This is a genomic window from Streptomyces sp. NPDC002884 (genome assembly GCF_040295245.1).
Taxonomy (GTDB): Bacteria; Actinomycetota; Actinomycetes; order Streptomycetales; family Streptomycetaceae; genus Streptomyces.
This window is the reverse complement of sequence record NZ_JBEOVB010000025.1, coordinates 1-22,224: the sequence shown is the minus strand read 5'-3', so window position 1 is coordinate 22,224 and position 22,224 is coordinate 1. Positions and strand designations below refer to the sequence as shown.

At 72.8% G+C, this 22,224-nt stretch carries 21 protein-coding genes and 1 tRNA gene; 15 read left to right on the top strand and 7 right to left on the bottom strand.

The genetic code is table 11. From position 1 onward, the window contains the following. Positions 1–219: 219 nt before the first annotated feature. Complete coding sequence (locus ABT070_RS33685; protein WP_351766313.1) at positions 220–609, bottom strand: hypothetical protein; 390 nt, start codon at positions 607–609, stop codon at positions 220–222. Positions 610–865: 256 nt separating this feature from the next. Here ABT070_RS33685 and ABT070_RS33680 point away from each other — a divergent pair, with 256 nt between their 5' ends. Then, on the top strand, positions 866–2,323 hold the full coding sequence (locus ABT070_RS33680) for an NsdA family TPR-like regulatory protein (RefSeq protein WP_351766311.1): 1,458 nt from the start codon (positions 866–868) through the stop codon (positions 2,321–2,323). Positions 2,324–2,362: 39 nt separating this feature from the next. On the opposite strand, the gene ABT070_RS33675 is transcribed toward ABT070_RS33680, so the two are convergent. Then, positions 2,363–2,962 carry a histidine phosphatase family protein gene (locus ABT070_RS33675; RefSeq protein ID WP_351766309.1) on the bottom strand — a complete coding sequence of 200 codons (600 nt, stop codon included), beginning with the start codon at positions 2,960–2,962 and terminating at the stop codon, positions 2,363–2,365. A 224-nt stretch (positions 2,963–3,186) separates the two neighbouring features. On the opposite strand from ABT070_RS33675, the gene ABT070_RS33670 reads away from it, so the two are divergent. From ABT070_RS33670 to ABT070_RS33640, 7 genes are all read left to right on the top strand, one after another. Continuing rightward, positions 3,187–4,140 carry a phosphatase PAP2 family protein gene (locus ABT070_RS33670; RefSeq protein WP_351766308.1) on the top strand — a complete coding sequence of 318 codons (954 nt, stop codon included), beginning with the start codon at positions 3,187–3,189 and terminating at the stop codon, positions 4,138–4,140. Further along, positions 4,091–5,212, top strand: coding sequence for a hypothetical protein (locus ABT070_RS33665; protein WP_351766307.1), 1,122 nt, complete (start codon positions 4,091–4,093; stop codon positions 5,210–5,212). Before ABT070_RS33670 ends, ABT070_RS33665 begins: the two co-directional genes overlap by 50 nt. Next, positions 5,203–6,801: a hypothetical protein gene (locus ABT070_RS33660; RefSeq protein WP_351766306.1), complete on the top strand. Its 1,599-nt coding sequence runs from the start codon at positions 5,203–5,205 to the stop codon at positions 6,799–6,801. The genes ABT070_RS33665 and ABT070_RS33660 overlap by 10 nt, the downstream gene beginning before the upstream one ends. Beyond that, entirely contained in the window at positions 6,798–8,138 is a 1,341-nt protein-coding gene (locus tag ABT070_RS33655; RefSeq protein WP_351766305.1) for an AAA family ATPase, read from the top strand. The genes ABT070_RS33660 and ABT070_RS33655 overlap by 4 nt, the downstream gene beginning before the upstream one ends. A 325-nt stretch (positions 8,139–8,463) precedes the next feature. After that, positions 8,464–8,832, top strand: coding sequence for a DUF8844 domain-containing protein (locus ABT070_RS33650; protein ID WP_310435087.1), 369 nt, complete (start codon positions 8,464–8,466; stop codon positions 8,830–8,832). Positions 8,833–9,003: 171 nt separating this feature from the next. Further along, positions 9,004–9,591, top strand: coding sequence for a bifunctional DNA primase/polymerase (locus ABT070_RS33645; protein WP_351766303.1), 588 nt, complete (start codon positions 9,004–9,006; stop codon positions 9,589–9,591). Then, a tRNA-Lys gene (locus ABT070_RS33640) sits at positions 9,582–9,655 on the top strand. Before ABT070_RS33645 ends, ABT070_RS33640 begins: the two co-directional genes overlap by 10 nt. Before the next feature lie 134 nt (positions 9,656–9,789). Here the strand turns inward: ABT070_RS33640 and ABT070_RS33635 are convergent. Further along, positions 9,790–11,058: a M6 family metalloprotease domain-containing protein gene (locus ABT070_RS33635; RefSeq protein ID WP_451099384.1), complete on the bottom strand. Its 1,269-nt coding sequence runs from the start codon at positions 11,056–11,058 to the stop codon at positions 9,790–9,792. Positions 11,059–11,395: 337 nt separating this feature from the next. Here ABT070_RS33635 and ABT070_RS33630 point away from each other — a divergent pair, with 337 nt between their 5' ends. Continuing rightward, positions 11,396–13,231, top strand: coding sequence for a putative bifunctional diguanylate cyclase/phosphodiesterase (locus ABT070_RS33630; RefSeq protein WP_351766300.1), 1,836 nt, complete (start codon positions 11,396–11,398; stop codon positions 13,229–13,231). Here the strand turns inward: ABT070_RS33630 and ABT070_RS33625 are convergent. The 3 genes from ABT070_RS33625 to ABT070_RS33615 form a co-directional block, all read right to left on the bottom strand. Then, positions 13,210–14,301, bottom strand: a complete 1,092-nt coding sequence (locus ABT070_RS33625; protein ID WP_351766455.1) for an LLM class flavin-dependent oxidoreductase — start codon at positions 14,299–14,301, stop codon at positions 13,210–13,212. The genes ABT070_RS33630 and ABT070_RS33625 overlap by 22 nt on opposite strands. 165 nt (positions 14,302–14,466) lie before the next feature. After that, complete coding sequence (locus ABT070_RS33620) at positions 14,467–15,198, bottom strand: maleate cis-trans isomerase family protein (protein WP_351766298.1); 732 nt, start codon at positions 15,196–15,198, stop codon at positions 14,467–14,469. Then, positions 15,195–16,043, bottom strand: a complete 849-nt coding sequence (locus ABT070_RS33615; protein WP_351766297.1) for a maleate cis-trans isomerase family protein — start codon at positions 16,041–16,043, stop codon at positions 15,195–15,197. Before ABT070_RS33615 ends, ABT070_RS33620 begins: the two co-directional genes overlap by 4 nt. A gap of 137 nt (positions 16,044–16,180) precedes the next feature. Here ABT070_RS33615 and ABT070_RS33610 point away from each other — a divergent pair, with 137 nt between their 5' ends. Next, complete coding sequence (locus ABT070_RS33610; RefSeq protein WP_351766295.1) at positions 16,181–17,143, top strand: D-2-hydroxyacid dehydrogenase; 963 nt, start codon at positions 16,181–16,183, stop codon at positions 17,141–17,143. Positions 17,144–17,166: 23 nt separating this feature from the next. After that, complete coding sequence (locus tag ABT070_RS33605; protein WP_351766294.1) at positions 17,167–18,540, top strand: amidase; 1,374 nt, start codon at positions 17,167–17,169, stop codon at positions 18,538–18,540. 9 nt (positions 18,541–18,549) lie between these two features. Here the strand turns inward: ABT070_RS33605 and ABT070_RS33600 are convergent, their stop codons facing one another. Then, complete coding sequence (locus ABT070_RS33600; RefSeq protein WP_351766293.1) at positions 18,550–19,083, bottom strand: DUF3830 family protein; 534 nt, start codon at positions 19,081–19,083, stop codon at positions 18,550–18,552. A gap of 38 nt (positions 19,084–19,121) precedes the next feature. Between ABT070_RS33600 and ehuB the strand changes: the two genes are divergently transcribed. The 4 genes from ehuB to ehuA are packed head-to-tail and all read left to right on the top strand — an operon-like array spanning position 19,122 to position 22,093. Then, the gene (ehuB, locus tag ABT070_RS33595; protein WP_351766292.1) at positions 19,122–20,036 is read left to right on the top strand and encodes an ectoine/hydroxyectoine ABC transporter substrate-binding protein EhuB; all 915 of its coding nucleotides are present in this window, start codon (positions 19,122–19,124) and stop codon (positions 20,034–20,036) included. Next, positions 20,033–20,677, top strand: coding sequence for an ectoine/hydroxyectoine ABC transporter permease subunit EhuC (gene ehuC / locus ABT070_RS33590; protein ID WP_351766290.1), 645 nt, complete (start codon positions 20,033–20,035; stop codon positions 20,675–20,677). Before ehuB ends, ehuC begins: the two co-directional genes overlap by 4 nt. Continuing rightward, complete coding sequence (gene ehuD, locus ABT070_RS33585) at positions 20,674–21,324, top strand: ectoine/hydroxyectoine ABC transporter permease subunit EhuD (protein WP_351766288.1); 651 nt, start codon at positions 20,674–20,676, stop codon at positions 21,322–21,324. Before ehuC ends, ehuD begins: the two co-directional genes overlap by 4 nt. After that, the gene (ehuA, locus tag ABT070_RS33580; protein ID WP_351766287.1) at positions 21,314–22,093 is read left to right on the top strand and encodes an ectoine/hydroxyectoine ABC transporter ATP-binding protein EhuA; all 780 of its coding nucleotides are present in this window, start codon (positions 21,314–21,316) and stop codon (positions 22,091–22,093) included. Before ehuD ends, ehuA begins: the two co-directional genes overlap by 11 nt. Positions 22,094–22,224 lie beyond the last annotated feature (131 nt).

The window sequence follows — 22,224 nt, the reverse complement described above, 5'->3', positions numbered from 1 at the left end:
AGGGGGACGGGCAGGGGCCGGAAAGCGGGCGGTCGGGGGCGGCGGGGGCACGGCGGGGGCCCTGCGGCGAGCACGGGCGGACGGGCACGCGCGCGTGGGCACGAATGCCCGCGCGCCACCGGGTCCCGCGTACGGCCGGGTCCCGCGTACAGCCGGGTCCCGCGTACAGCCGGGTCCCGCGTACAGCCGGGTCCCGCGTCGGTCACACCGCAGGCGTCCTCACCGGCAGCTGTCCGCCGCCTCGATCAGCCGGGCCGCCTCGCCCAACGCCCGCCGCAGCACCGCCGGATCCGTCGCGAGGTCCGCCTCGCCGGGAGGCACCAGCCAGTCCGAGCCCTCGACCGGCGGCTCGGGAGCGAGTCGCAGTCCCCGGCCGTCGGTCTCCGTACAGGTGCTGCCCGGCATGTCCCATGCCGCCGCCGTCCCGGCCGGCACCACGAAGCCGAGCGTGTCGTCGCCGTCGTCGTGCAGGACGGGCCCCACCCCGTCCCCCGTCGACGCCCTCCGCAGGATGTCGACCGCCTCCAACCCCTGACGGGTCGGCACCGTCACCAGGTCGCACGCCGCCACCGCTGTCATAGAAGGAACGTTGCTCTGGCTGGTCTCCATCCCGGCCTCCACCGCGCAGCCCGCCTGTACTCCGCAAGGCTCAACGCGTCACGGCGTCAAGGGCTACGGCGGAAGTCCGCCGCAAAGGATGGCAGTTCATGGCAGATCACGGATGAGATATCCGGTTTGTAGCCAAACACCGCATGGCGGCCCGACCACAGCAGGTACGTTCTTGCCCGCCGGGAACAAGGGTGCCACACGGACAACTCATCCCTATTCCGGCATGGTTCGACGGTTCGCACGAGAGGACCCGGCCATGGCGTCGTCAACGGTGACCCCACCTCGGCCCGACCGGCCGGCACGGCCCAACCTCGCCTTCCGCCACCTGCGCGGACATCGCTCACCCGCCGAGTTCGCCGCACTCGTGCGGCGGGCCGCGCGCGAGATCGGCGAGTGCGTCAGCTGTGACGCGCGCTACATCGGGCGCGTCGAGGCGGGCGAGATCCGCTGCCCCAACTACGCGTACGAGCGGGTGTTCCTGCACATGTTCCCCGGCCGCACGCTCACCGATCTGGGGTTCGCACCCCGCGCTTCCGTGCGCGGACGAGGGGCGCGAACCCCTGAGGACGCGCCCTGCGCGCACACCACGAGACCGGAGCGCACTACCAGTGACGAGCGGAACACGGCTGAGACGGGTGGGGCGCACGAGCCGTATGACACGCAGGACCCGTACGACAAGCACCACGACCACGAGGAGAGCGACGTGCTGCGTCGCGCATTCATGACCGGCGGAGGTGCCACGATGGCCGCCGCCACACTGGGCCCCCTCGGGCTCGCCCACGACGCGTCCACGGATCGTCCCGTGCGCCGCGCGGGAGCGAGCGAGGCCGGCGCCCTCGAAGAAGCGGTCCGCAGGATCCGGCTGCTGGACGACCGGCACGGGGCCGACGGCCTCTACCGGCGCGCGGCCGCCCCGCTGCGCGCCGCCTTCGCGCTGCTGGACGCCGGGACGGCCCGGCAGGCGACCGCCGACCGGCTCCACTCGGGCGCCGGGGAGCTCGCCATCTCGGTGGGCTGGCTGGCACACGACTCGGGCCGGTTCGACGACGCGCGCTCGCACTACGCGGAGGCGCTGGCGACCGCCCGGATGACCGGGGACCAGGGGCTGGAGGCGCACGCCTTCTGCAACACGGCGTTCCTCGCCCGGGACGCGGGCCGGCCCCGTGAGGCCGTCCGCGCCGCCCAGGCCGCCCAGCGGGCCGCCCGCCCCCTGGGCTCACCCCGCCTGATGTCGCTGCTGGCGCTGCGCGAGGCGGGCGGCTGGGCGGGGCTCGCCGACCACACCGGCTGCGCGCAGGCCCTCGTCCGCGCGCAGGCCCTCTACGACCGGGGTCCCTGCGACAGCGACCCCGAGTGGATGAGCTTCTACGGCGAGGCCGAGCTCGAGGGGCTCGAGGCGCAGTGCTGGTCGACCCTCGGCGACTGGCCGCGCGCGGCCAGGCACGCCAAGCGGGCGGCCGACCTCCAGGACCCGCACTTCTCCCGGAACATCGCGCTGTACACGGCCGAGCTGGCGGACGACCTCGCGCGCGGGGGCCGTCCCGACGAGGCGGCGACGGCCGGGATGCGGGTCCTGGACCTGCTGGACCAGGTCCAGTCGTCCCGGATCCAGACGATGCTGGCGGGAACGGCCAGGGTGCTGCTGCCGCACCGGCGGGCGGGGGGCGTGTCCACGTTCCTGGAGCGGCACGCCTCGACACCGCGGACGGTGTGAGACCCAGTCCCCGCAACCGCACGCGGTGACCGCGACCGCCTACGGCTGCCCGAGGTGCCCGAGATCGTTCCAGCTCTCGATCGCCGGTTCGCCGTAGGCCCAGCCCAGGACCGAGAGCGATGTCGGGTTCAGACGTATCCGGGCCGCGAAGTCCAGCGGCAGACCCAGCCAGCGTGCCCCGATGGACCGGAGGATGTGCCCGTGCGCGAAGACCAGCACGTCCCGGTCCGCCGAACGGGCCCAGGCGACCGCCTCGTCCGCGCGGGCGGTCACCTCGGCGAGGGTCTCGCCCTCGGGGACGCCGTCGCGCCAGATGAGCCAGCCGGGCCGGGCGGCCTGGATCTCGGCGGGGGTCATGCCCTCGTAGGCGCCGTAGTGCCACTCCATGAGGGTGTCCCAGGTGGTGGCCCGGTCACCGAAGCCGGCGAGCTCGCACGTCTCCCGCGCGCGTGCCAGCGGGCTGGTGCGTATCTCCACGTCCTTCAGGCCGTCGTACGGCGCCCGGTGCAGCCGCTCGCCGAGCAGCTCGGCACCTCGGCGGCCCTCCTCCAGGAGCGGCACATCGGTCCTGCCGGTGTGCTTGCCGGACAGCGACCACTCCGTCTGTCCGTGCCGGGCCAGCAGGATGCGCGGTGCCATGGGGGACCTTTCCGGGGAGACCCTGAGCGGGATCAGGGGGAGAAATCAGGGGCGGATCCCCTCCATCATCGCTCACCCTGAACCGGGGCAACCCGATGGGCGATCTCAGCGTCTTTGAGAGCCGGGGCGCCCGCAAAGGGCGCACACATGCGCCGTAAAGTGGCCCGTCCCGAGCAACCGGCACAGCAGCCACGAGACAGCGAACAGAAGGGGGAGGCGATCGGATGCCGCAGACCGAGACACCAGGCACCGAGGCGGCCCCGCGGACACGGCTGCGCTGGTGGACCGAGCTGCCCCTGCTCCTGCTGGTGTACGCCTGCTACTCCGCGGGCCGACTGCTCGCGCGGGGCGATGTGACCACCGCCGTCGACCACGGTCTGGCAATCCTGCGCATCGAGAAGTTCCTGCACATCAACGCCGAGCACCCGCTGAACCGGCTGTTCAGGACCCAGGCGTGGATAGGCGTGCCGGCCGACTTCTGGTACGCGTCGCTGCACTACCTGGTGACGCCCGTGATCCTGGTCTGGCTGTTCCGTTCGGGGGCCCGGCACTACCGGGCGGCCCGCACCTGGCTGATGACGTCCACGTTCATGGGCCTCATAGGTTTCACTCTGCTGCCCACCTGCCCGCCCCGGCTGCTGTCGGCCGGCCACGGCTTCGTGGACACCATGGCCCAGTACAGCTCGTACGGCTGGTGGGGCGGCGAGGCGAGCGCCCCGCGCGGTATGGGCGGCATGACCAACCAGTACGCGGCCATGCCCAGTCTGCACGTCGGCTGGGCCCTGTGGTGCGGTGTCATGCTGTGGCGCCACGGCGGCACGCGTACGGCGAAGACCGCCGGTGTCGTCTACCCGCTGGTGACCACGCTCGTGGTGATGGGCACCGCCAACCACTACTTCCTCGACGCGGTCGCGGGCGCGGCCGTGATGGGTGTCGGCCTGCTGCTGACACCGCTGGCGATGCGCGGCGCGGACCGCGCCCGGGTGTGGTTCGCGGACCGTGTCCCACTGGTCGCGGCGGCCTCTGCGAGCACATCGTCCTCGATTGTCAGTGGCGGATGCCAGACTTCGACGGGTGAGCGAATTCCACGGCAGCGCGAGTCACGGTTCGGCCCCGGAGCCGAGCCGGGTGCCTCCCCCTCGGACGCGGGGGACGGCGCTCCGGCAGCGGCTCGCTGAGCTGCGCGGCCCCGACGTACCGGCCAAGGCGCTGGACGCCCGTGCCCTCGCGGCACTGGCGGCCAACCCGGGCTGCGAGCGGCGCGCGATCCTCGACGGCGCCGGGGTGGACAAGGCGACGCTGGCGGACGCGCTGGGCTCGCCCTCGGCCTTCGGGCAGTCCCAGTTCGCCCTGACGCGCGGCAACGCGTTCGAGGCGAAGGTGAAGGCGGACGGCGGCGCGGAGCTGCTGCGGCTGGTGCACGAGCGGCTGGACCCCGGGGCCGCGCCGCCCGCCGAAGCGGCCCTGCCCGACCTGTCCGCGATCGGCCCCGAGGGCCGCACGGCGCGCACCGCGCTGGCGCTGCGCGAGGCCACCGGGGCCAGGGGCACCTGGACGCTCCTGGACCATCCGATGATCGCGCTCGACGTCGCGGGCTCCCCCGCCTTCCTGGAGCCGGACGCGGTGGTGGTGCACCCGGACGGCACCTGGACGGTCGTGGAGATCAAGTCCTTCCCGATGCTGGACGGCTCGGCGGACCCGGCGAAGGTCGGCGCCGCCGCCCGGCAGGCCGCCGTGTACGTGCTCGCCCTCGAGGCGGTCGCCGCCCGGCTGGACCCGGCCCCGCGCGTGCGCCACCGGGTGCTCCTGGTCTGCCCCAAGGACTTCTCCAACCTGCCCACCGCCTCCGCCGTGGACGTGCGCAAGCAGCGCGCGGTCACCAGCCGCCAACTGGCCCGCCTCACCCGCATCCAGGACATCGCCGACGCCCTCCCCGAGGGCACCTGTTTCTCCCCCGAGCTGCCCGCCGAGCGGCTCACGGCGGCCGTCGAGGCGGTCCCGGCGACGTACGCGCCCGAATGCCTGGCCGCCTGCGAGCTGGCGTTCCACTGCCGTGAGCGGTCCCGCGCGGCCGGCGCGGTCACCTCCCTGGGCCGCTCCGTGCGGGCCGAACTGGGCGGGCTCACCACCGTCGAGGACGTCCTCGCGGCGGCGCGCGGCGAGAGCGGCGATCCGCGGGATCCTGCGGTGGCCGCCCTGCGCCGGGCCGCACGACTCCGCGCCGACGCCCTGGGGCCGATGTGTCACTGATCACCACCCTCGCCCGGCTCGAGGCCGTCACCACCGGCCGCGCCCAGCCCACCGCCACCGTCCGGCACCGGCGCCTCTCCGAGCGGCCGCTGGTCCTCGTCCCGCTGACCACGGCCGGTGAGGCCGGTGCCCCGCTGGGCGCGCTGGTCGGCACCGAGCGGGACGCGCCGCGGCTGCTCGTCGTACCGCAGCCGCGCGACCGCGACCTGAGGTTCGCGTTCCTCGCCGAACTGGCCGACGTCGTCCTGCCGTACCTGGATTCCTACGCCGACGTCGTCGAGGCCGCCGAGCGCAGCGAGACCGACCCGGAGTCCGGAAAACGCGTCAAGGTCGAGGTCGAGCTGTGCGCCGACGCGCCCCAGCTGATCGTCCCGAGCCGCGCGGGCGTCGACTTCGTGCGCCTCCTGGGCCGCTCCATGCGCTTCAGGCGCACGGCGGAGCAGGACCCGGAGACGCCGTATCCCGCGCCCCCGCACGTGCCGCTGCTCGGACGGTGGCTGACCCACTTCGGGGAGCGGTCCCGGGTGCCCGGCTCCTCACTGCTCATGGCGATGACGGAGGTCCTGGGCCGGCACTGGGCGACCGGGCAGTCCAGCCTGGAGGACCAGCACCTGGGGGCGCAGCTCGCCTGGATCGCCCCGCCGCCGGGGGAGACGGGCGCGGCGGCGGCGCTGCGCGCGGAACTCGCGCGGGACGCCGCCGGACAGCTGGTGTGCCCGCCGGCCGGTCCGGCGACCGACCCGGCGTTCGACAACAGGCTGCTCGCCCCGGCCTTCGAGCGCTACGACCGGGCGCGCACCGCCCTGGCCGCCGCCGAGGACGGCCTCCAGGCCGACGACCGGCTGGGCGCGCTCACCGCGGCCGAGCAGGAGATCCGCGAGCTGGTGAGGAGCAGGACGCTGCCCACCTGGAGCAAGGTGTGGGAGGGCCTGGACCTGCTGCGGGCGCTGCCGGAGGGCGCGCACGTCGAGGAGCGCTGGACGCGCGACCGCTGGTCGTTCACCGGCCACCGCGACCGGGTCGTCGCCGGTGAGCCCCCGCAGCCGCGGCGCGACGACGCCGTCACCGCCGCCAACAAGCTCGCCACCCGCGAGCGCGAACAGGCCCGGCTGGAGGCGCAGGAGGCGCTCGACGACCCGCTGGTGATGGCGGGGCGGCGGCTGGCCGGGGAGGCGTTCGCGGGCGAGGTCGTCGACGTGGTCATGGCGTACAGCGAGAGCAAGCGGCCGAGCCCGCGCCCGCTGGTCACCGTACGGACGGACGACCGGCCGCATCTCGGGGAGCGGGCGAAGGTGTTCCGGTCGCTGGGCGGCAAGCCGCAGGCGGCCGAGTTCGTGGGGCGGGACGGCGAGGAGGACGACGGCCTGCTGGTGCTGCGGATCGTCGACAAGATGGGCCGGGGCAAGGAGCCCGAGGTGGGCTCCTTGCCCGAGAAGGGCGACCGGCTCTGCTTCACGCTCTTCGAACACGAGCAGCGCGGCGGCGCGAAGCTTCCCGACCCGGAGGACACGCCGTGGACGCACGGCGGCCCGCCGGGCGAGCAGGTGCCCGAAGTCCCCGATTCCGTCACCCGGGAGGATGTGCTGTGACCACCGAGGCCGCTTTCGACCCCGGTACCGCCGCCACTCGCGCCACCGACGCGATCCTGCGCGACACGCTGCACGGCACCGCGCGCGGGGTGGTCGTCGACTCCCCGCCCGGCGCCGGCAAATCCACGCTCGTCGTCCGCGCGGCCCTGGAACTCGCCGACGCGGGGCGGCCGTTGATGGTGGTCGCGCAGACCAACGCGCAGGTCGACGACCTGGTCGTGCGGCTCGCCGTGAAGAACCCCGAGCTGCCGGTGGGCCGGCTGCACAGCAGCGACGCCGACCCGTACGACAAGGTGCTCGACGAGCTGCCGAACGTACGGAAGTCGGCGAAGGCGGCGGAGCTGGCGGGTCTGCCGGTGGTGATCTCCACGGCCGCCAAGTGGGCGCATGTGAAGGTCGACGAGCCGTGGCGGCACGCGATCGTGGACGAGGCGTACCAGATGCGGTCGGACGGGCTGCTGGCCGTGGCCGGGCTGTTCGAGCGGGCGCTGTTCGTGGGCGACCCGGGGCAGCTGGACCCGTTCTCGATCGTGGGCGGCGAGCAGTGGGCGGGCCTGTCGTACGATCCGTCGGCCTCGGCGGTGAGCACCCTGCTCGCGCACAACCCCGAGCTGCCGCAGCACCGGCTGCCGGTGTCCTGGCGGCTTCCTGCGTCGGCGGCGCCCCTGGTCTCCGACGCGTTCTACCCCTTCACCCCGTTCCGCAGCGGCACCGGGCACGGCGACCGGCGCCTGTCCTTCGCCGTGCCCCCCGACGGCTCCGGCACGGACCGGGTGATCGACGAGGCGGCGGAGTCGGGCTGGGGCCTGTTGGAGCTGCCCGCCCGGCACACGCCCCGGACCGACCCCGAGGCGGTGCGGGCCGTCGCGACGGTCGTCCGGCGGCTGCTGGACCGGGGCGGCGCGGCCACCTCGGAGCTCTCCCCCGACCCGACCCCGCTGACCGCCGACCGGGTCGCCGTCGGCACGGCCCACCGCGACCAGGCGGCGGCGGTGCGGGCGGCGCTGGCGGAACTGGGCGTCCGGGACGTGACCGTGGACACGGCGAACCGGCTCCAGGGCATGGAGTTCGACGTCACGGTGATCCTCCACCCGCTCTCCGGCCGCCCCGACGCCACCGCCTTCCACCTGGAGACGGGCCGACTGTGCGTCCTGGCCTCCCGGCACCGGCACGCGTGCGTGGTGGTGTGCAGGGCAGGCGTGAGCGACCTCCTGGACGCCTACCCGTCGACGGAACCGGTCCAGCTGGGAACCCTCGTGAAGTTCCCGGACGGCTGGGAGGCGAACCACGCGGTGCTGTCACACCTCGCGGAACACCGGGTGCCGTGGAGACCTTGACCCCGGCAGCCGCCCACCCGCCTTTCCGCCGGCCGGAGGCCGGCACGCCGCCGGCGGCGGCCGATGAACACAGCCCGGACGGCTGGGAGGCGAACCACGCGGTGCTGTCACACCTCGCGGAACACCGGGTGGCCTGGAAGCCCTGATCCGGCGGGAGCATCGGGGGCCCGGGAGTCACGACCCGGCGGGAACATCGGGGCTGCCGGGAGCCTTGAGAGTGCGGGGCCGAGGGCCTCTTGCGCTGCCGGGGGACAATGGAGGGTGGTCCACTCCGCCGGTGCTGTCCGCCTGTGGAGCCATCCGAACCGTACGAGGAGGAGAAGACATGGCGGAGCCCACGCCGCGTCGGAACGAACCGCGGCTACGCCCCGCGCCCCTGCTCTTCGAGCCCGCCGAGGCGGCCGGTGATCCGGAGCACTTCTTCGACCTGGAGTCGATAGACGATCCGGCCGCGTTGCTCACCCGGGCGACGGAGCTGACGCTCGCGTTCCGTGCGGCCGCCGACCGGGCGGTGGAGTTCCAGGCCATGGCGGCGGCGCAGCTCGCCGATCCGCGCCGCTTCGACCGGCTGACCCCGGCGGACATCGGCGAGCGGGCCGAGTGGACCGAGGACTACGCGAAGAAGATGGTCGAGTTCGGACGGGATCTCCTGCGGGGCGACACCGAGGGGCGGGGGCACGCCGACCCCGTGTGAGCGCCGCACGGCACAGCGACCGCGTCGGCGCAGCAGCCGATCGACCGCGTCGAGTACGACCTGCCCGCCTGGCATATGCCGGGCGGGCAAGATACTCCTCCCCCTCCCCTCCCGTCCCGGTTTCCGGCAACCCTGTGAAATCGTCCGCTCACCCCCGGTAGACCTGGAGGTATGAGCAGCGCATGCGACGAACCCATCGGCGTCACCCCGGACGGCGCCGCCTGGCTGGCCTCCGCCGGGACGTATCCGCGCAGCACGCTCGCCTTCTGGGAGGAGCGACCGCAGGCCCCGGTGGTACTGCCCTGCGGCTCGGCGTTCGACATCGTCAGCGCGCCGGCGATGTTCGGCCGGCTGATGCTCGACCGGCTGTGGGGCGAGGGGCCGGGCTCCGGACCGGTGGCCGCGTTCCGGGGACGGACGCTGCTGTTCGCGGCGCCGGGCACGGCCCAGCGGCTGCCCTCGCTGCTGGAGTGGGAGGAGTGGAGCGCCGAAGGCCGCCGGGACGGCCGTACCGCGACGGTGCCGCCGCTGCTGTGCCACGGCACGGGTGACGCGGTGACCGTGCCCGCGCTCACCCCCGCCCGGGACGGCGCGTCGACGCGCTGGATGGTCGCCCCGGACACCCGTCATCCCTGGCTGCCGGGCCCGGAGATCCTGCTGTGGGCGGCCGTCCGGGCGGCCCGTTCGGCCGTGCGGATTTCGATTTCTCCTCCCCAGGATCAGGATGCTAAGGTCTACGACGTCAGCAGGCGCCGCTAGCTCAGTTGGTTAGAGCAGCTGACTCTTAATCAGCGGGTCCGGGGTTCGAGTCCCTGGCGGCGCACAGACGGCAAAGGCCCCTCGCGAGAGCGAGGGGCCTTTCGCGTGCCCGGGACGAGACCGGACGAGGCGGGACAGGACGAGGCGAGTCGTGTCGCGTCGGTGCGGGGTCCGTCCGGACGGTCCAGGGTCCAGGGGTCACAGCTTCGTCCCCGGCGTGATCTTCACCGTCCACTCCCCCGACACCGTGCGCCCCTCCACGTCCACCCGTACGCCGTTGCCCGGCACCGTGAAGCTCTCCCCGAGGGCGACCGGGGCGTCCGCGAGGGGCGGGTAGACGGAGTTCTCCCAGCAGGCCTCGGTGCGCGGGTGGGCGTCGATCACCTCGACCGGGCCCCGGCCGGACCGGGCACCGCTGCTGATGCGGTAGACGAGGACGCCGGTGCGGCAGGCCGCCCGGTCGTTGCCGGCCGGGCCGCGCGCCTCGAAGGCGAGCGCGCTGTCGGGTCCGGTGCGCACCACGGCGAGCTTGGGCCCGTTGCCGAGCCCGAAGGCCGGCGCCCCGGAGGCACGGGGGACCGGCACGCCGGGTCCGGCGCTCAGCGGTTCCAGGGTCAGCCGGGTCGGACCCGGCCCCCGTACGCACACCACCTGGCGCTCCTCCAGCCAGCCCAGCTTCCACTTGTGCCAGGCGAACAGGTCGGGGGCGAGGCCGAACTGGCTGCCCATCAGGTCCCAGTCCCCGACGTAGGTGTCCCAGTCGCCCTTGCCGTCGGCGGGGCGGTGGTAGAGGTCGGGCAGGTCGAAGACGTGGCCGGTCTCGTGGGCGAGGACGAGCCGGTCCGGGGGGTGCTGCTCGAAGACCGTGACGACCCGGCGGATGTCCTTGCCGTCGGCGTTCAGCGGGGTGTCCAGGTTGACGACCTTCGTGGCGTCCGAGTCGACGCCCGGCGCGTCCGGGTCGGCCACGAAGTAGACGACGTCGTAGCGGGAGAAGTCCACGTGGGGGTCGGCGGCGGCCAGCGCGTCGTGCAGGTAGGCGGCCCGGCTGTCGGCGTTCCAGTCACGCTGTATGGCGTACGCGGTGGACGGCTTCGGCATGCTGATCCAGCGCTTCAGCGGATGCGCGCGCAGGGCGAACTTCCCGTACGACGCCTGCCGGAAGAAACGGCTGGTGGCCGGGAAGTGGTCGGCGGCCAGTTCGTCGGGAGTGGTCGTCGGGAACCGGTCCGGGAAGGACAGGAAGACCATGACCGCGTCGAGGGAGCGGGTCGGCCGCGGGTAGGCGGTGTTCCAGGTGTCCACGCCCTCCGAGTGGTGGGCGGTGGTGCGGGTCAGGGCGCACGGCGCGGGCGAGAACGGCTCGGCGACCGAGGGGCCGCCGACGAGCGAGTTCGCGACCAGCGCCGAAAGGGTGGTGAACACGGCCGCGGTACTGCGCAGTCGGGGGCGCGGCAGCAGTCGCACACGTCGCGGCAGTCGCGGCACAGGGACCTCCGGAAGGCGGTTCACGGGACACCGCCACCCAGCCTGTGTGAATTTGTCGTACTACGCCCTGTTTGTCTGCCCCAGACGAGTGAGGAGGCGGAAAGCGGGCATCACCTCGACACCCCCGGAATTCTCACGGAACGTCACAAGCGGTCGTCCCCCCACAGAACCGGGCCAGGTGCGGGCAGAAACGATCTGTCAGAAAGGCCGGTTGTTCGGGGACACTGGGCAGTGGCTGCGCGGGTCCGGGGGCAGCCTCTATGATCGGCAGACTTTCCTGCACGGACAGCGATCGAGTGCACTGCGGGAGCGAGCGGTGAGCGGAACGTCCGAAGGGCCGACGCCCGCGGCAGACCTCGACCGGTCAGCCGTCACAGAGAGTGACATCGACAGTACGGAAAGCGGGCTCCTGGTCAACCGACCACCGGCCTACCGCTCCGTCTTCGCGGCGGCGCCACTCGCCATGGCCGTGGTCGACGGCGAGGGCCGCATCGTCGACGCCAACGACGCGCTCGACGCGCTGCTCGGCGGCGGAAGCACCGGCCTGGTCGGACGGGTCGCCTCCGACCTGCTGGACCTGGCCTCCGACGCGCGCACCTGGCACGCCTACCGCGAGGTACTGCGCGGCCGGCAGGCGAAACTGCGCTGCACCCGGCGCCTGAAGCAGCCCGACGGGCGCTCGCTGTGGGCGCAGGTCACCGTCTCCCCCCTCGACCCCGACACGCCCGGCGTGCTGCTGTCGGTCGCCGATGTCAGCGCTCACCGTGACCTCCAGGCGAGACTGCGGCATCTCCAGATGCACGACCCGGTGACCCGGCTGCCCAACCGGACGCTGTTCTTCGAGCGGGTGTCCGCCGCGCTGGAGGCGGAGGCGTACGAGCAGACCGGGACCGGCCGGATCGGCCTGTGCTATCTGGACCTGGACGGCTTCAAGGCGGTCAACGACACCCTCGGTCACCGGGTCGGCGACCTGCTGCTGGCCGCCGTCGCCGACCGGCTGACGGAGTGCGCCGAGCAGGCGGGGCAGACCCGGCCGAGCGTGCCGCTGGTGGCCCGGCTGGGCGGCGACGAGTTCGCGCTGCTGGTCGAGGACTCCACCGGCACCGAGCAGCTCGCCGACCTCGCCGAGTCCGTACTCAAGGCGCTCCAGGCCCCCTTCGACCTGGCCGGGCACCGGCTCAACGTCTCCGCGTCGATCGGGGTCGTGGAGCGGCACGCGGCCGGCACCACGGCGACCGGTCTGATGCAGGCCGCCGACACGACCCTGTACTGGGCGAAGGTGGACGGCAAGGACCGCTGGACGCTGTTCGACCCCGAGCGCAACGCGCATCTGATGACCCGGCAGGCCCTGGCCTCCACGCTCCGTCCCGCCATCGAGCGCGGCGAGTTCCGCCTCGACTACCAGCCGCTGGTCGGCATGTCGGACGGCCGGCTGCGCGGTGTGGAGGCGCTGGTGCGCTGGGATCACCCCCGGTTCGGGCTGCTGTCGCCGAATCGGTTCGTCGCGCTGGCCGAGGAGGACGGTTCGATCGTGCCGCTCGGCCGATGGGTTCTGGCCACCGCCTGCCGGCAGGCACGGCAGTGGCAGCTGGACAATCCGGACGATCCGCCGCTGTTCGTCAGCGTCAACGTGGCGGTGCGTCAGGTGTGGGACTCCGACCTGGTCGCGGATGTGGCCGAGATCCTCGCCGAGACCGGGCTCGCGCCGCACCTGCTCCAGCTGGAGCTCACCGAGTCGGCCGTGATGGGCTCGGCGGGGCGGCCGCTCCAGGCGCTCCAGGCGCTCAGCGACATGGGCGTGGGCATCGCCATCGACGACTTCGGCACCGGCTACTCCAACCTCGCCTACCTGAGCCGGCTGCCGGTCTCGGTGCTGAAGCTGGACGGGTCCTTCGTGCGCGGCTTCCAGTACGAGGGCGCGGGCTCGCCGCCGAACCCGGCCGACCAGGTCGTCGTCGAGGCGATGATCGACCTGGCCCACCGGCTGGGGCTGACCGTCACCGCCGAGTGCGTGGAGACCTCCGCGCAGGCGACCCGACTGCGCAGCATCGGCTGCGACACCGGCCAGGGGTGGCTGTACTCCCGTCCGGTGTCGCCGGATCGTATCTCCGAGCTGCTGGGTACCGAGACCTACGCCGTCGGCAACCCGTAGGCGTCCGCGACGAGTTCGTAGGAGCGCAGGCGCAGCTCGCCGCGGTGGGCGTGGCTGGTGAGCATCAACTCGTCGGCGCCGGTGCGCTTGTGGAGGTCGTCGAGGCCGGAGCGGACCTCGTCGGCCGTGCCGTGAATGATGTTCGCGCCCCAGGAGTCGACGAACTCCCTTTCCAGCGGACTGAATTCGTGCGCCTCCGTCTCCTCCGGGGAGGGGAACAGACCGGGGCGGCCGCCGCGCAGCCGGATCATGTTGAGGCCGGTGGCCAGGATCTGGCGGCGGGCCTCCCGCTCGTCGTCGACGGCCAGCACGGAGACGCCGATCAGCGCGTAGGGCTCGGCGAGCGCCTCGGACGGCCGGAAGGACTCCCGGTACAGGTCGAGGGCCGGGACGGTGTTCTGCGCCGAGAAGTGGTGCGCGAAGGCGAAGGGCAGGCCGAGCACTCCGGCCAGCCGGGCGCTGAAGCCGGAGGAGCCGAGCAGCCAGACGGGCGGCCGGTGCGGCGACTGCACACCGCCGGGGGACGTCCCCTGGACCGGGCCGGGGATCGCGTGGATACGGCGGTAGCGGTGGCCGTCGGGGAAGTCGTCGTCCAGGAAACGGGTGAGCTCGGCGAGCTGCTCGGGGAAGTCGTCGGCGCCCTCGTGCAGGGTGGCGGTGCGGCGCAGGGCCGCGGCGGTGGCGCCGTCCGTCCCCGGGGCGCGGCCCAGGCCGAGGTCGATACGGCGGGGGGCCAGCGCCTCCAGGGTGCCGAACTGCTCGGCGATGACAAGCGGCGCGTGGTTGGGCAGCATCACGCCGCCCGAGCCGAGCCGGATGCGGTCGGTGTGGGCGGCGAGGTGGGCGAGGATCACCGCGGGCGAGGAGGAGGCGACGCCCGGCATCGAGTGGTGCTCGGCGACCCAGTAGCGGTGGAAACCGCGCGACTCGGTGAACCGCGCGAGCTCGACGCTGGTACGCAGGGCGTCGGTGGCGGTATGACCGGAACCGACGGTGACGAGGTCCAGCACGGAGAGGGGGACCGGGGCGCTGCCTCGGACCGTCCCTCGGATCTCGTCCGCCGACGTCACACCACTCGCCGTCGCATCGTTCGCCGTCTCGTCCGCCGCCACGGGGGTCCTCCTGCTTGTCGGCCGTGCTCTGTCCGCTGTCCTCCGGCCGATAACAGGAGGGTGTCCCCGTTTATTCCCGGCCCTTCCCTGCCGATATCGCCGACGACCGGGGAGGCCGGCCGGTCAGACCTGCACGATCGGCTCTCGGGTGAAGAGGGTGCCCAGTCCCGGGGCGTTCACGCGGCGGTCGGTGAGGCGTAGGGCCTCCCAGACCGTGACCTGGTTGGCGGTGAGGACCGGCTTGCCGAGCTCCTTCTCCAGGGCGGGGAGGAACGCGGCCGTGTGCAGGGCGGTGTCGGGCAGCAGGACCGCCGTCGCGTCGGGGGTGTCGGCCGCCCGGGCGAGGGCGAACACCTCCGCCTCGCCCCAGGCGCCGACCTCGGCCGCCGTGACGATCCCGGCGCTGTGGACGCCGCTCACCTCGACGCCGCCCGCCCGCAGGAACCCGGCGAACAGTGCCGCCACGTCGTCCGGGTACGTCGCCCCGACGGCGACCCGCCCGGCACCGATCTCCCGGGCCGCGTGCACGAAGGCGAAGGAGGTGGAGGAGGCCGCCATACCGGCGGTCGTGGCCAGGGCGCGCACCTGCTCCTGGGCGCCGTCCCAGCCGTGCACGAAGCCGCCGCTGGTGCAGGCCCACACGATCGCCTCGGCGCCGGCCAGCCGCAGCTGCTCGACGCCCTTCGCCAGCCGCTCCGGCGCGCCCATCTGCCGCAGCGCGTCGACCCGGTGCGCGTCCTCGCCGATGTCCGTGTGGACCACGTCCAGGCGGACGTCACTGCCCAGGAGCTGCTCGATACGGGGGTAGTCGTCCTCGGCCGAGTGGCCCGGGTAGAGGAAACCGAGTGCGGTCATGTCCAGCCTTCCTGCTGCTCTTCTTCCGGCAGGACCGGGGGTTCCTGCGGCACGGGGAGTTCCCGCGGTACCCGGGTGTCCGGCAGCCCGGGGGGCCACACGCGCGCTGAAGGGTCCAGCAGCGCTTGATACGCTCCCACCGCCCGGGTACCCAGTCGGCGCAACGCCGCCCACATGGTCACCTGGTTGGCCGAGATCACCGGTATGCGCAGTTCGGCCTCCAGTTGGGGGATGACGTCGTAGGTCGGCAGGTTGGTGCAGGAGAGGAACAGCGCGTCGGCGGCCGCGGGCAGACGCACCGCCCGGTGGGCCATCTCCACCACCTCCCGGTACGGCACCTTCCAGATGTGCCGGGTCAGGCCCATGAACGCGCGTCCGGTGACCGTGCCGCCCGCCTCGGCCACGTACTCCTCCAGCGACCGCGTCACCGACTCCGTGTACGGCGTCACCAGCGCCACCCGGCGGGCGCCCAGCTCCGTCAGGGCCTCGATCAGCGCGCCCGAGGTGGTCACGGACGGCGTCGCACCCGCCCTGGTCATCGCCTCGCACATCGCCCGCTCCCCGGCGAGCCCGCCGACGAAACTGCCCGAGGCGCAGGCGTAGGCGACGGTCTCCGGGGCGACCGCGATCAGGGTGCGCACGGCGTCCTGGAGGGTCTCGTGCTCGCTCACCCGGCGGGCGAGGTCCAGGCCGACCTCGACGGGGACGTACGGCGTGCGGGTCAGATGGAGCGAGACGTCGTCCGGCGTCCAGCGCCACAACTCGCGGTCCAGCGCGAAGTCGAAGGGGGCGACGACACCGATGCCGCGCTGCGCGCGGGGGCCGCCGAGAAAGGTGACGTCCATTGCGGGCACCGCCCTCACGGGGAGACAGGATGCGCAACGAGCCGTACGAACGGCTGTGTTGACGACGGTAGGTTCGGGTGCGAACGTGGTCAATCCGCGCACGTCAGGCACTTGTTCACGGACGGAGGGGGCACCGGATGGCCGTCGTCCCCGCAGCTCTGCCCACGCTTCTCGTGCTGGACTCCGACCCCCTCCCCCGGCTCGGGCGCCTCACCGGACGGGCCCGGGTGCTGCACACCGACGAGGCCTCCCTCGCCGCCCGGCTGCCCGAGGCGGACGTCCTGCTGGTCTGGGACTTCGCCTCGCGGGCGGTGCGCGCCGCCTGGCCCGGCGAGGGACCGCGGCCGGGCTGGGTGCACACGGCGAGCGCGGGCGTGGACCACCTGCTGTCCCCCGAGCTCGTCGCCTCGGACACGGTGGTGACGAACGCCCGCGGGATCTTCGACGAGCCGATCGCCGAGTACGTCGCCGCGCTGGTCCTGGCGATGGCGAAGGATCTGCCGCGCAGCTGGGAGCTTCAGCGGCGGGGCGAGTGGCGGCACCGGGAGGGCACGCGGGTCGCCGGGACCCGGGCCGTGGTCGTCGGGTCGGGGCCGATCGGACGGGCGGTCGCCCGCACCCTGAAGGCGCTCGGCATGACCACGGCCGTCGTCGGCCGCGTCCCGCGCACCGGCATCCACGGACCCCAGGACCTGGACCGGCTCCTCGCCCGCGCCGACTGGGTGATCGCGGCCGCCCCGCTCACCGAGGAGACGCGCGGCATGTTCGACACCCGGCGGTTCGGGGTGATGCAGCCCTCGGCCCGGTTCGTGAACGTCGGCCGCGGGCCGCTGGTCGTCGAGGACGCGCTGGTGCGGGCCCTGGAGCGGCGGTGGATCGCGGGCGCGGCCCTGGACGTCCTCACCACCGAACCCCTCGCCGCCGACAGCCCGTTGTGGCGGGTGCCGGGGCTGCTGATCTCGCCCCACATGAGCGGCGACACGGTCGGCTGGCGGGACGAGCTCGGTGCGCAGTTCGTGGAGCTGTTCGAGCGGTGGGCGGCGGGCCGGCCGCTGAAGAACGTGGTCGACAAGCAGCGCGGATACGTGCCCGGACACTGACGTCCCCGGCCTCGGGAGGGTCCATGACCGACCTCACCACACGCACGGCGACCGAGCTCCTCGACGGCTACCGCAAGGGCGAGTTCAGCCCCGTGGAGGCGACCCGCGCGGTCCTGGACCGGGCCGAGCGGATCCAGCCGGAGGTGAACGCGTTCGTGCGGCTCCTCGCCGACGAGGCGCTGGCGCAGGCGGCGGCCTCGCGGGAGCGGTGGCGGCGCGGGGAGCCGGCGGGGCCGGTCGACGGGGTGCCGGTGACGGTCAAGGACATCCTGCTGCTGAAGGGGCATCCGACCCTGCGCGGCTCGAAGGCCGTCGATCCGTCCGGCTCCTGGGACGAGGACGCCCCCGCCGTCGCCCGGCTGCGCGCGGCCGGCGCGGTCCTCGTCGGCAAGACCACCACCCCGGAGTACGGCTGGAAGGGGGTGACGGACTCCCCGCTGACCGGCGTGACCCGCAACCCGCACGACCCGTCGCGCACGGCGGGCGGTTCCAGCGGCGGGAGCGCGGCCGCCGTGGCGCTCGGCGCGGGACCGCTGTCGCTGGGGACGGACGGCGGGGGCAGTGTCCGTATACCGGCCGCGTTCTGCGGGATCTTCGCGCTGAAACCGACGTACGGCCGCGTGCCGTTGTACCCGGCGAGCGCCTTCGGGACGCTGGCGCACGTGGGTCCGATGACCCGGGACGCGGCGGACGCGGCGCTGCTGCTCGACGTGATCGGTGTGCCGGACGCCCGGGACTGGTCGGCGCTGGGCCCGGCGGACGGACCGTTCCGGGCGGGGCTCGACCGGGGCGTGCGCGGGCTGCGGGTGGCGTACTCGCCGTCGCTGGGCGGACAGGTCGCGGTGCGGCCGGGGGTCGCGGTGGCCGTACGCCGGGCCGTGGAGCGGCTGGCCGGGCTCGGCGCGTACGTCGAGGAGGCCGACCCGGACTTCACCGACCCGGTGGACGCCTTCCACACCCTGTGGTTCGCCGGGGCGGCCCAGGTGACGCGGCGGCTGCGGGCGGACCGACGGGAGGCGCTCGATCCGGGGCTGCGGGAGATCTGTGCCGAGGGCGCGCGGTACAGCGCCCTCGACTATCTGGCCGCGGTGGACGTCCGGATGGAACTGGGCCGCCGCATGGGCCGTTTCCACGAGGCCTACGACCTGCTCCTCACCCCGACGCTGCCGATCACGGCGTTCGAGGCGGGAGCGGAGGTGCCGGCCGGGTCGGGGCACCGGCGCTGGACGGGGTGGACCCCCTTCACCTATCCCTTCAACCTCACCCAGCAGCCCGCGGCGACGGTTCCGGTGGGAACGGACGACGACGGGCTGCCGGTGGGCCTGCAGATCGTGGCCGCCCGGCACCGGGACGAGCTGGTGCTGCGGGCGGGACATGCGTTGCGCGACCGGTCGTAGTCCCCGCCCTCAGCCGGCGGCGGCGTCTCCCGGCGGGCCGGTCCGCCGGAACCGCAGCGTCTCCCCCGCCGCGCCCGTTCGCCACAGGTCGTTGCACGCCTCCGCCATCTCCTCCAGACCTTCCACGATCCGGCCCCAGACGATGCCGGGGACCCAGCCGACGTCACCGTTGAGCAGCAGGTTGTTGCGTTCGTAGAAGAGGGCCAGGTCGACGACCGTCGTGCCCGGGCGGACCTCGTGGTCGTAACCGTAGGCCCGGGTGCCCAGTTGTGTTCCGGCGAAGGAGAAATAGCAGAGATCTCCGGGAATCGGGGTGACCGTCGGATTCTCCAGGGGTGGTTCCGCTTCCGCGAAGGGCGGGAAAAGGGCGTAGATCTCGTTGCGGGCGTACTTCGCGTGATAGACGTCACCGGCGAGGGGCAGGGCGTTCCAGACGGCTTCGCAGGTGACCGGGGCGCGGTCGGCCAGCAGTTTCGCCGTGCAGTGGATTTCCCTTTTCACCAGGGAGACCTCGAGATAGCGGTCGGCAGCCATACGGTCCATGGTGCATACGTCGTGTCGTCCTGGGTAGCCGCGCCGCCATGGCTCCACCGACCAGACAACTCAGTCATCGCATACACACAACCGGAACCACCCGCCGATCGCTGCTCGCGGGGGTGGCGGCGCTCGGCACGCTGGGCGTCGCGGGCTGCTCACGGGTGGCGACGGCGTCGACCGCGCCCGGCGGCGACCTGCTGGAGAGACTGCGCGCACAGGGTGTCGTACGGCTCGGGATAGCCGGTGAGATTCCCTTCGGATACATCGACCGGGACGGTCGGTTGACGGGTGAGGCACCCGAGTTGGCGAAAGCGGTGTTCAAGCGTCTCGGCGTCGACAAGGTACAGCCCGTGCCCACCGAGTTCGGGTCGCTCATTCCGGGTCTCGGTTCCCAGCAGTTCGATGTCGTGGCCGCCGGGATGTACGTCAATCCCGACCGCTGCGAGCAGGTGATATTCGCCGACCCGGACTATCAGATGCTGGACGCCTTCATCGTCCGCAAGGGGAACCCGAAGGGGTTGCGCTCCTACCGGGACGTGGTCGAGAAGGGCGCGAAGTTCGCCACCGGGACCGGGTACGCCGAGATCCAGTACGCCGTCGAGGCGGGGTACGAGCAGGACGACATCCTGATCGTGCCGGACCAGGTCGCCGGACTGAACGCCGTCGAGGCGGGGCGGGTCGACGTCTTCGCCGGTACGGCGCTCACCGCCCGTGAGGTCGTCAAGAAGTCCGCCAAGGCCGAGGCGACCGAGCCGTTCGCCCCGCTGGTCGACGGCAAGCCGCATGTCGACGGGGGCGCCTTCGCGTTCCGGCCGACCGAGACGAAACTGCGGGACGCCTTCAACGTCGAGCTGCGCAAGCTGAAGAAGAGCGGGGAACTGTTCCGCATCCTGCGGCCCTTCGGGTTCACCGAGGCCGAGATGACCGACCTGACCGCGAAGGAGCTGTGCGGCGGATGACCTCGGGACTCTGGGAACTCGTCCTCAGGGGGGTCTGGGCGACCGTTCAACTGCTGGTGTTCAGCGCCCTGCTGGGCGCTGCCGTCTCCTTCCTCGTCGGGATCGCGCGTACGCATCGGCTGTGGATCGTCCGCTTCCTCGCGGGCTTCTACACCGAGGTGTTCCGCGGGACCTCGGCGCTCGTCATGATCTTCTGGGTGTTCTTCGTGCTGCCGCCCGCGTTCGGCTGGCAGCTGGTGCCGATGTGGGCGGGCACCCTCGCGCTCGGGCTGACGTACGGCGCGTACGGCTCCGAGATCGTGCGCGGCGGCCTCCAGGCCGTCGACCCGGCGCAGCGGGAGGGCGGGATCGCGCTCGGCTTCACGCCGGGGCAGCGGATGCGCAAGATCCTGCTGCCGCAGGCGGTGCCGGAGATGATCCCGCCGTTCTCCAACCTCCTCGTCGAACTCCTCAAGGGCACCGCCCTGGTGTCCGTCATGGGCATGGGCGACCTGGCCTTCAGCGGCAACCTGGTCCGCCTGGCGCTCCAGGAGAGCGCGGAGATCTACACCTACGTACTGCTCATCTACTTCGTGATCGCGTTCCTGCTCACCCGGGTGATGCGCGGGCTCGAGAACCACCTGAAGGCGGGTGTGCGATGAACTGGGACTGGAACGCGGTCCACGACTTCATGCCGTTGTTCTGGGACGGCCTGCTCGTCACCCTCCAGGCGCTGGTCCTCGGCTCGCTGATCTCGTTCACGCTGGGTCTGGTGTGGGCGCTGCTGATGCGGACGCCCACGCGGTGGGTGCAGTGGCCGGTCGGGATCGTGACCGAGTTCGTCCGGGACACCCCGCTGCTGGTGCAGCTGTTCTTCCTCTTCTACGTGCTGCCCGAGTGGGGCCTGACCCTGTCGGCGATGGCCACCGGCGTCGTCGCGATCGGGCTGCACTACTCGACGTACACGATGCAGGTCTACCGGGCCGGTATCGAGGCGGTGCCCGTCGGCCAGTGGGAGGCGGCGACCGCGCTGAACCTCCCGAAGGTCCGGACCTGGCGTGCGGTGATCCTGCCGCAGGCGGTCCGCCGGGTCGTGCCGGCGCTCGGCAACTACGTCATCTCGATGCTCAAGGACACGCCGATGCTGATGGCGATCACCGTGCTGGAGATGCTCGGCCGGGCCCGGCTCTTCTCCCAGGAGCACTTCCAGTTCACCGAGCCCCTCACCGTGATCGGCGTGGCCTTCATCGTCATCTCCTATCTCGCCTCCGTCCTTCTGCGCACCCTGGAGCGACGCCTTGTCCGTTGACACTCTCAAGCAGCCCGCCGACACCCCCAGGACCACCGAGCTGATACGGCTGGAACAGGTCACCAAGCGGTTCGGGGACAACACCGTCCTCGACCAGCTGGACTTCTCCGTGCAGCCGGGCAAGCACGTCACCCTCATCGGCCCCTCGGGTTCCGGCAAGACCACGATCCTGCGGCTGCTGATGACCCTGACCAAGCCCGACGAGGGCACCATCACCGTCGACGGGCAGCAGCTGTTCCCGGCGCCGGAGAAGCAGGTCCGCGAGGTCCGCAAGAAGATCGGGATGGTGTTCCAGCAGTTCAACCTGTTCCCGAACATGAGCGTGCTCAGAAACCTCACCGAGGCCCCGGTGACCGTGCTCGGCCTGTCCAAGGACGAGGCGGAGGCGCGGGCGCGCGAGCTGCTGGACCTGGTGGGCCTGGCCGACAAGTGCGACGCGAAGCCGTCCCGGCTGTCGGGCGGCCAGCAGCAGCGCGTCGCGATCGCCCGGGCGCTGGCGATGCGGCCGCAGATCCTGCTCCTCGACGAGGTCACCTCGGCGCTCGACCCGGAGCTGGTCGCGGGCGTCCTCGACGTCCTCAGGGACATCGCCCGCTCCACCGACATCACGATGCTCTGTGTGACGCACGAGATGAACTTCGCCCGGGACATCTCCGACCAGGTCCTGATGTTCGACGCGGGCCGGGTCATCGAGGCGGGCCCGCCGGAGCAGATCTTCGGCTCACCGGAGCAGGAACGCACCCGGGAATTCCTGAGCGCGGTGCTGTAGGCACCGGCCGGGCCGCAGGCCCATGGCCGGGGCCGGGGCCCATGGCCGGGGCCGGGGCCCATGGCCGGGGCCGGGGCCCATGGCCGGGGCCGGGGCCCATGGCCGGGGCCGGGGCCCATGGCCGGGGCCGG

Excerpts from the sequence above, each read along its gene's own strand:
- ABT070_RS33685 (WP_351766313.1), bottom strand. The coding sequence starts at position 609 with ATGGAGACCAGCCAGAGCAACGTTCCTTCTATGACAGCGGTGGCGGCG.
- ABT070_RS33680 (WP_351766311.1), top strand. The coding sequence starts at position 866 with ATGGCGTCGTCAACGGTGACCCCACCTCGGCCCGACCGGCCGGCACGG.
- ABT070_RS33675 (WP_351766309.1), bottom strand. The coding sequence starts at position 2,962 with ATGGCACCGCGCATCCTGCTGGCCCGGCACGGACAGACGGAGTGGTCG.
- ABT070_RS33670 (WP_351766308.1), top strand. The coding sequence starts at position 3,187 with ATGCCGCAGACCGAGACACCAGGCACCGAGGCGGCCCCGCGGACACGG.
- ABT070_RS33650 (WP_310435087.1), top strand. The coding sequence starts at position 8,464 with ATGGCGGAGCCCACGCCGCGTCGGAACGAACCGCGGCTACGCCCCGCG.
- ABT070_RS33645 (WP_351766303.1), top strand. The coding sequence starts at position 9,004 with ATGAGCAGCGCATGCGACGAACCCATCGGCGTCACCCCGGACGGCGCC.
- ABT070_RS33620 (WP_351766298.1), bottom strand. The coding sequence starts at position 15,198 with ATGACCGCACTCGGTTTCCTCTACCCGGGCCACTCGGCCGAGGACGAC.
- ABT070_RS33615 (WP_351766297.1), bottom strand. The coding sequence starts at position 16,043 with ATGGACGTCACCTTTCTCGGCGGCCCCCGCGCGCAGCGCGGCATCGGT.
- ABT070_RS33610 (WP_351766295.1), top strand. The coding sequence starts at position 16,181 with ATGGCCGTCGTCCCCGCAGCTCTGCCCACGCTTCTCGTGCTGGACTCC.
- ABT070_RS33605 (WP_351766294.1), top strand. The coding sequence starts at position 17,167 with ATGACCGACCTCACCACACGCACGGCGACCGAGCTCCTCGACGGCTAC.
- ABT070_RS33600 (WP_351766293.1), bottom strand. The coding sequence starts at position 19,083 with ATGGACCGTATGGCTGCCGACCGCTATCTCGAGGTCTCCCTGGTGAAA.
- ehuB (WP_351766292.1), top strand. The coding sequence starts at position 19,122 with ATGGCTCCACCGACCAGACAACTCAGTCATCGCATACACACAACCGGA.
- ehuC (WP_351766290.1), top strand. The coding sequence starts at position 20,033 with ATGACCTCGGGACTCTGGGAACTCGTCCTCAGGGGGGTCTGGGCGACC.
- ehuD (WP_351766288.1), top strand. The coding sequence starts at position 20,674 with ATGAACTGGGACTGGAACGCGGTCCACGACTTCATGCCGTTGTTCTGG.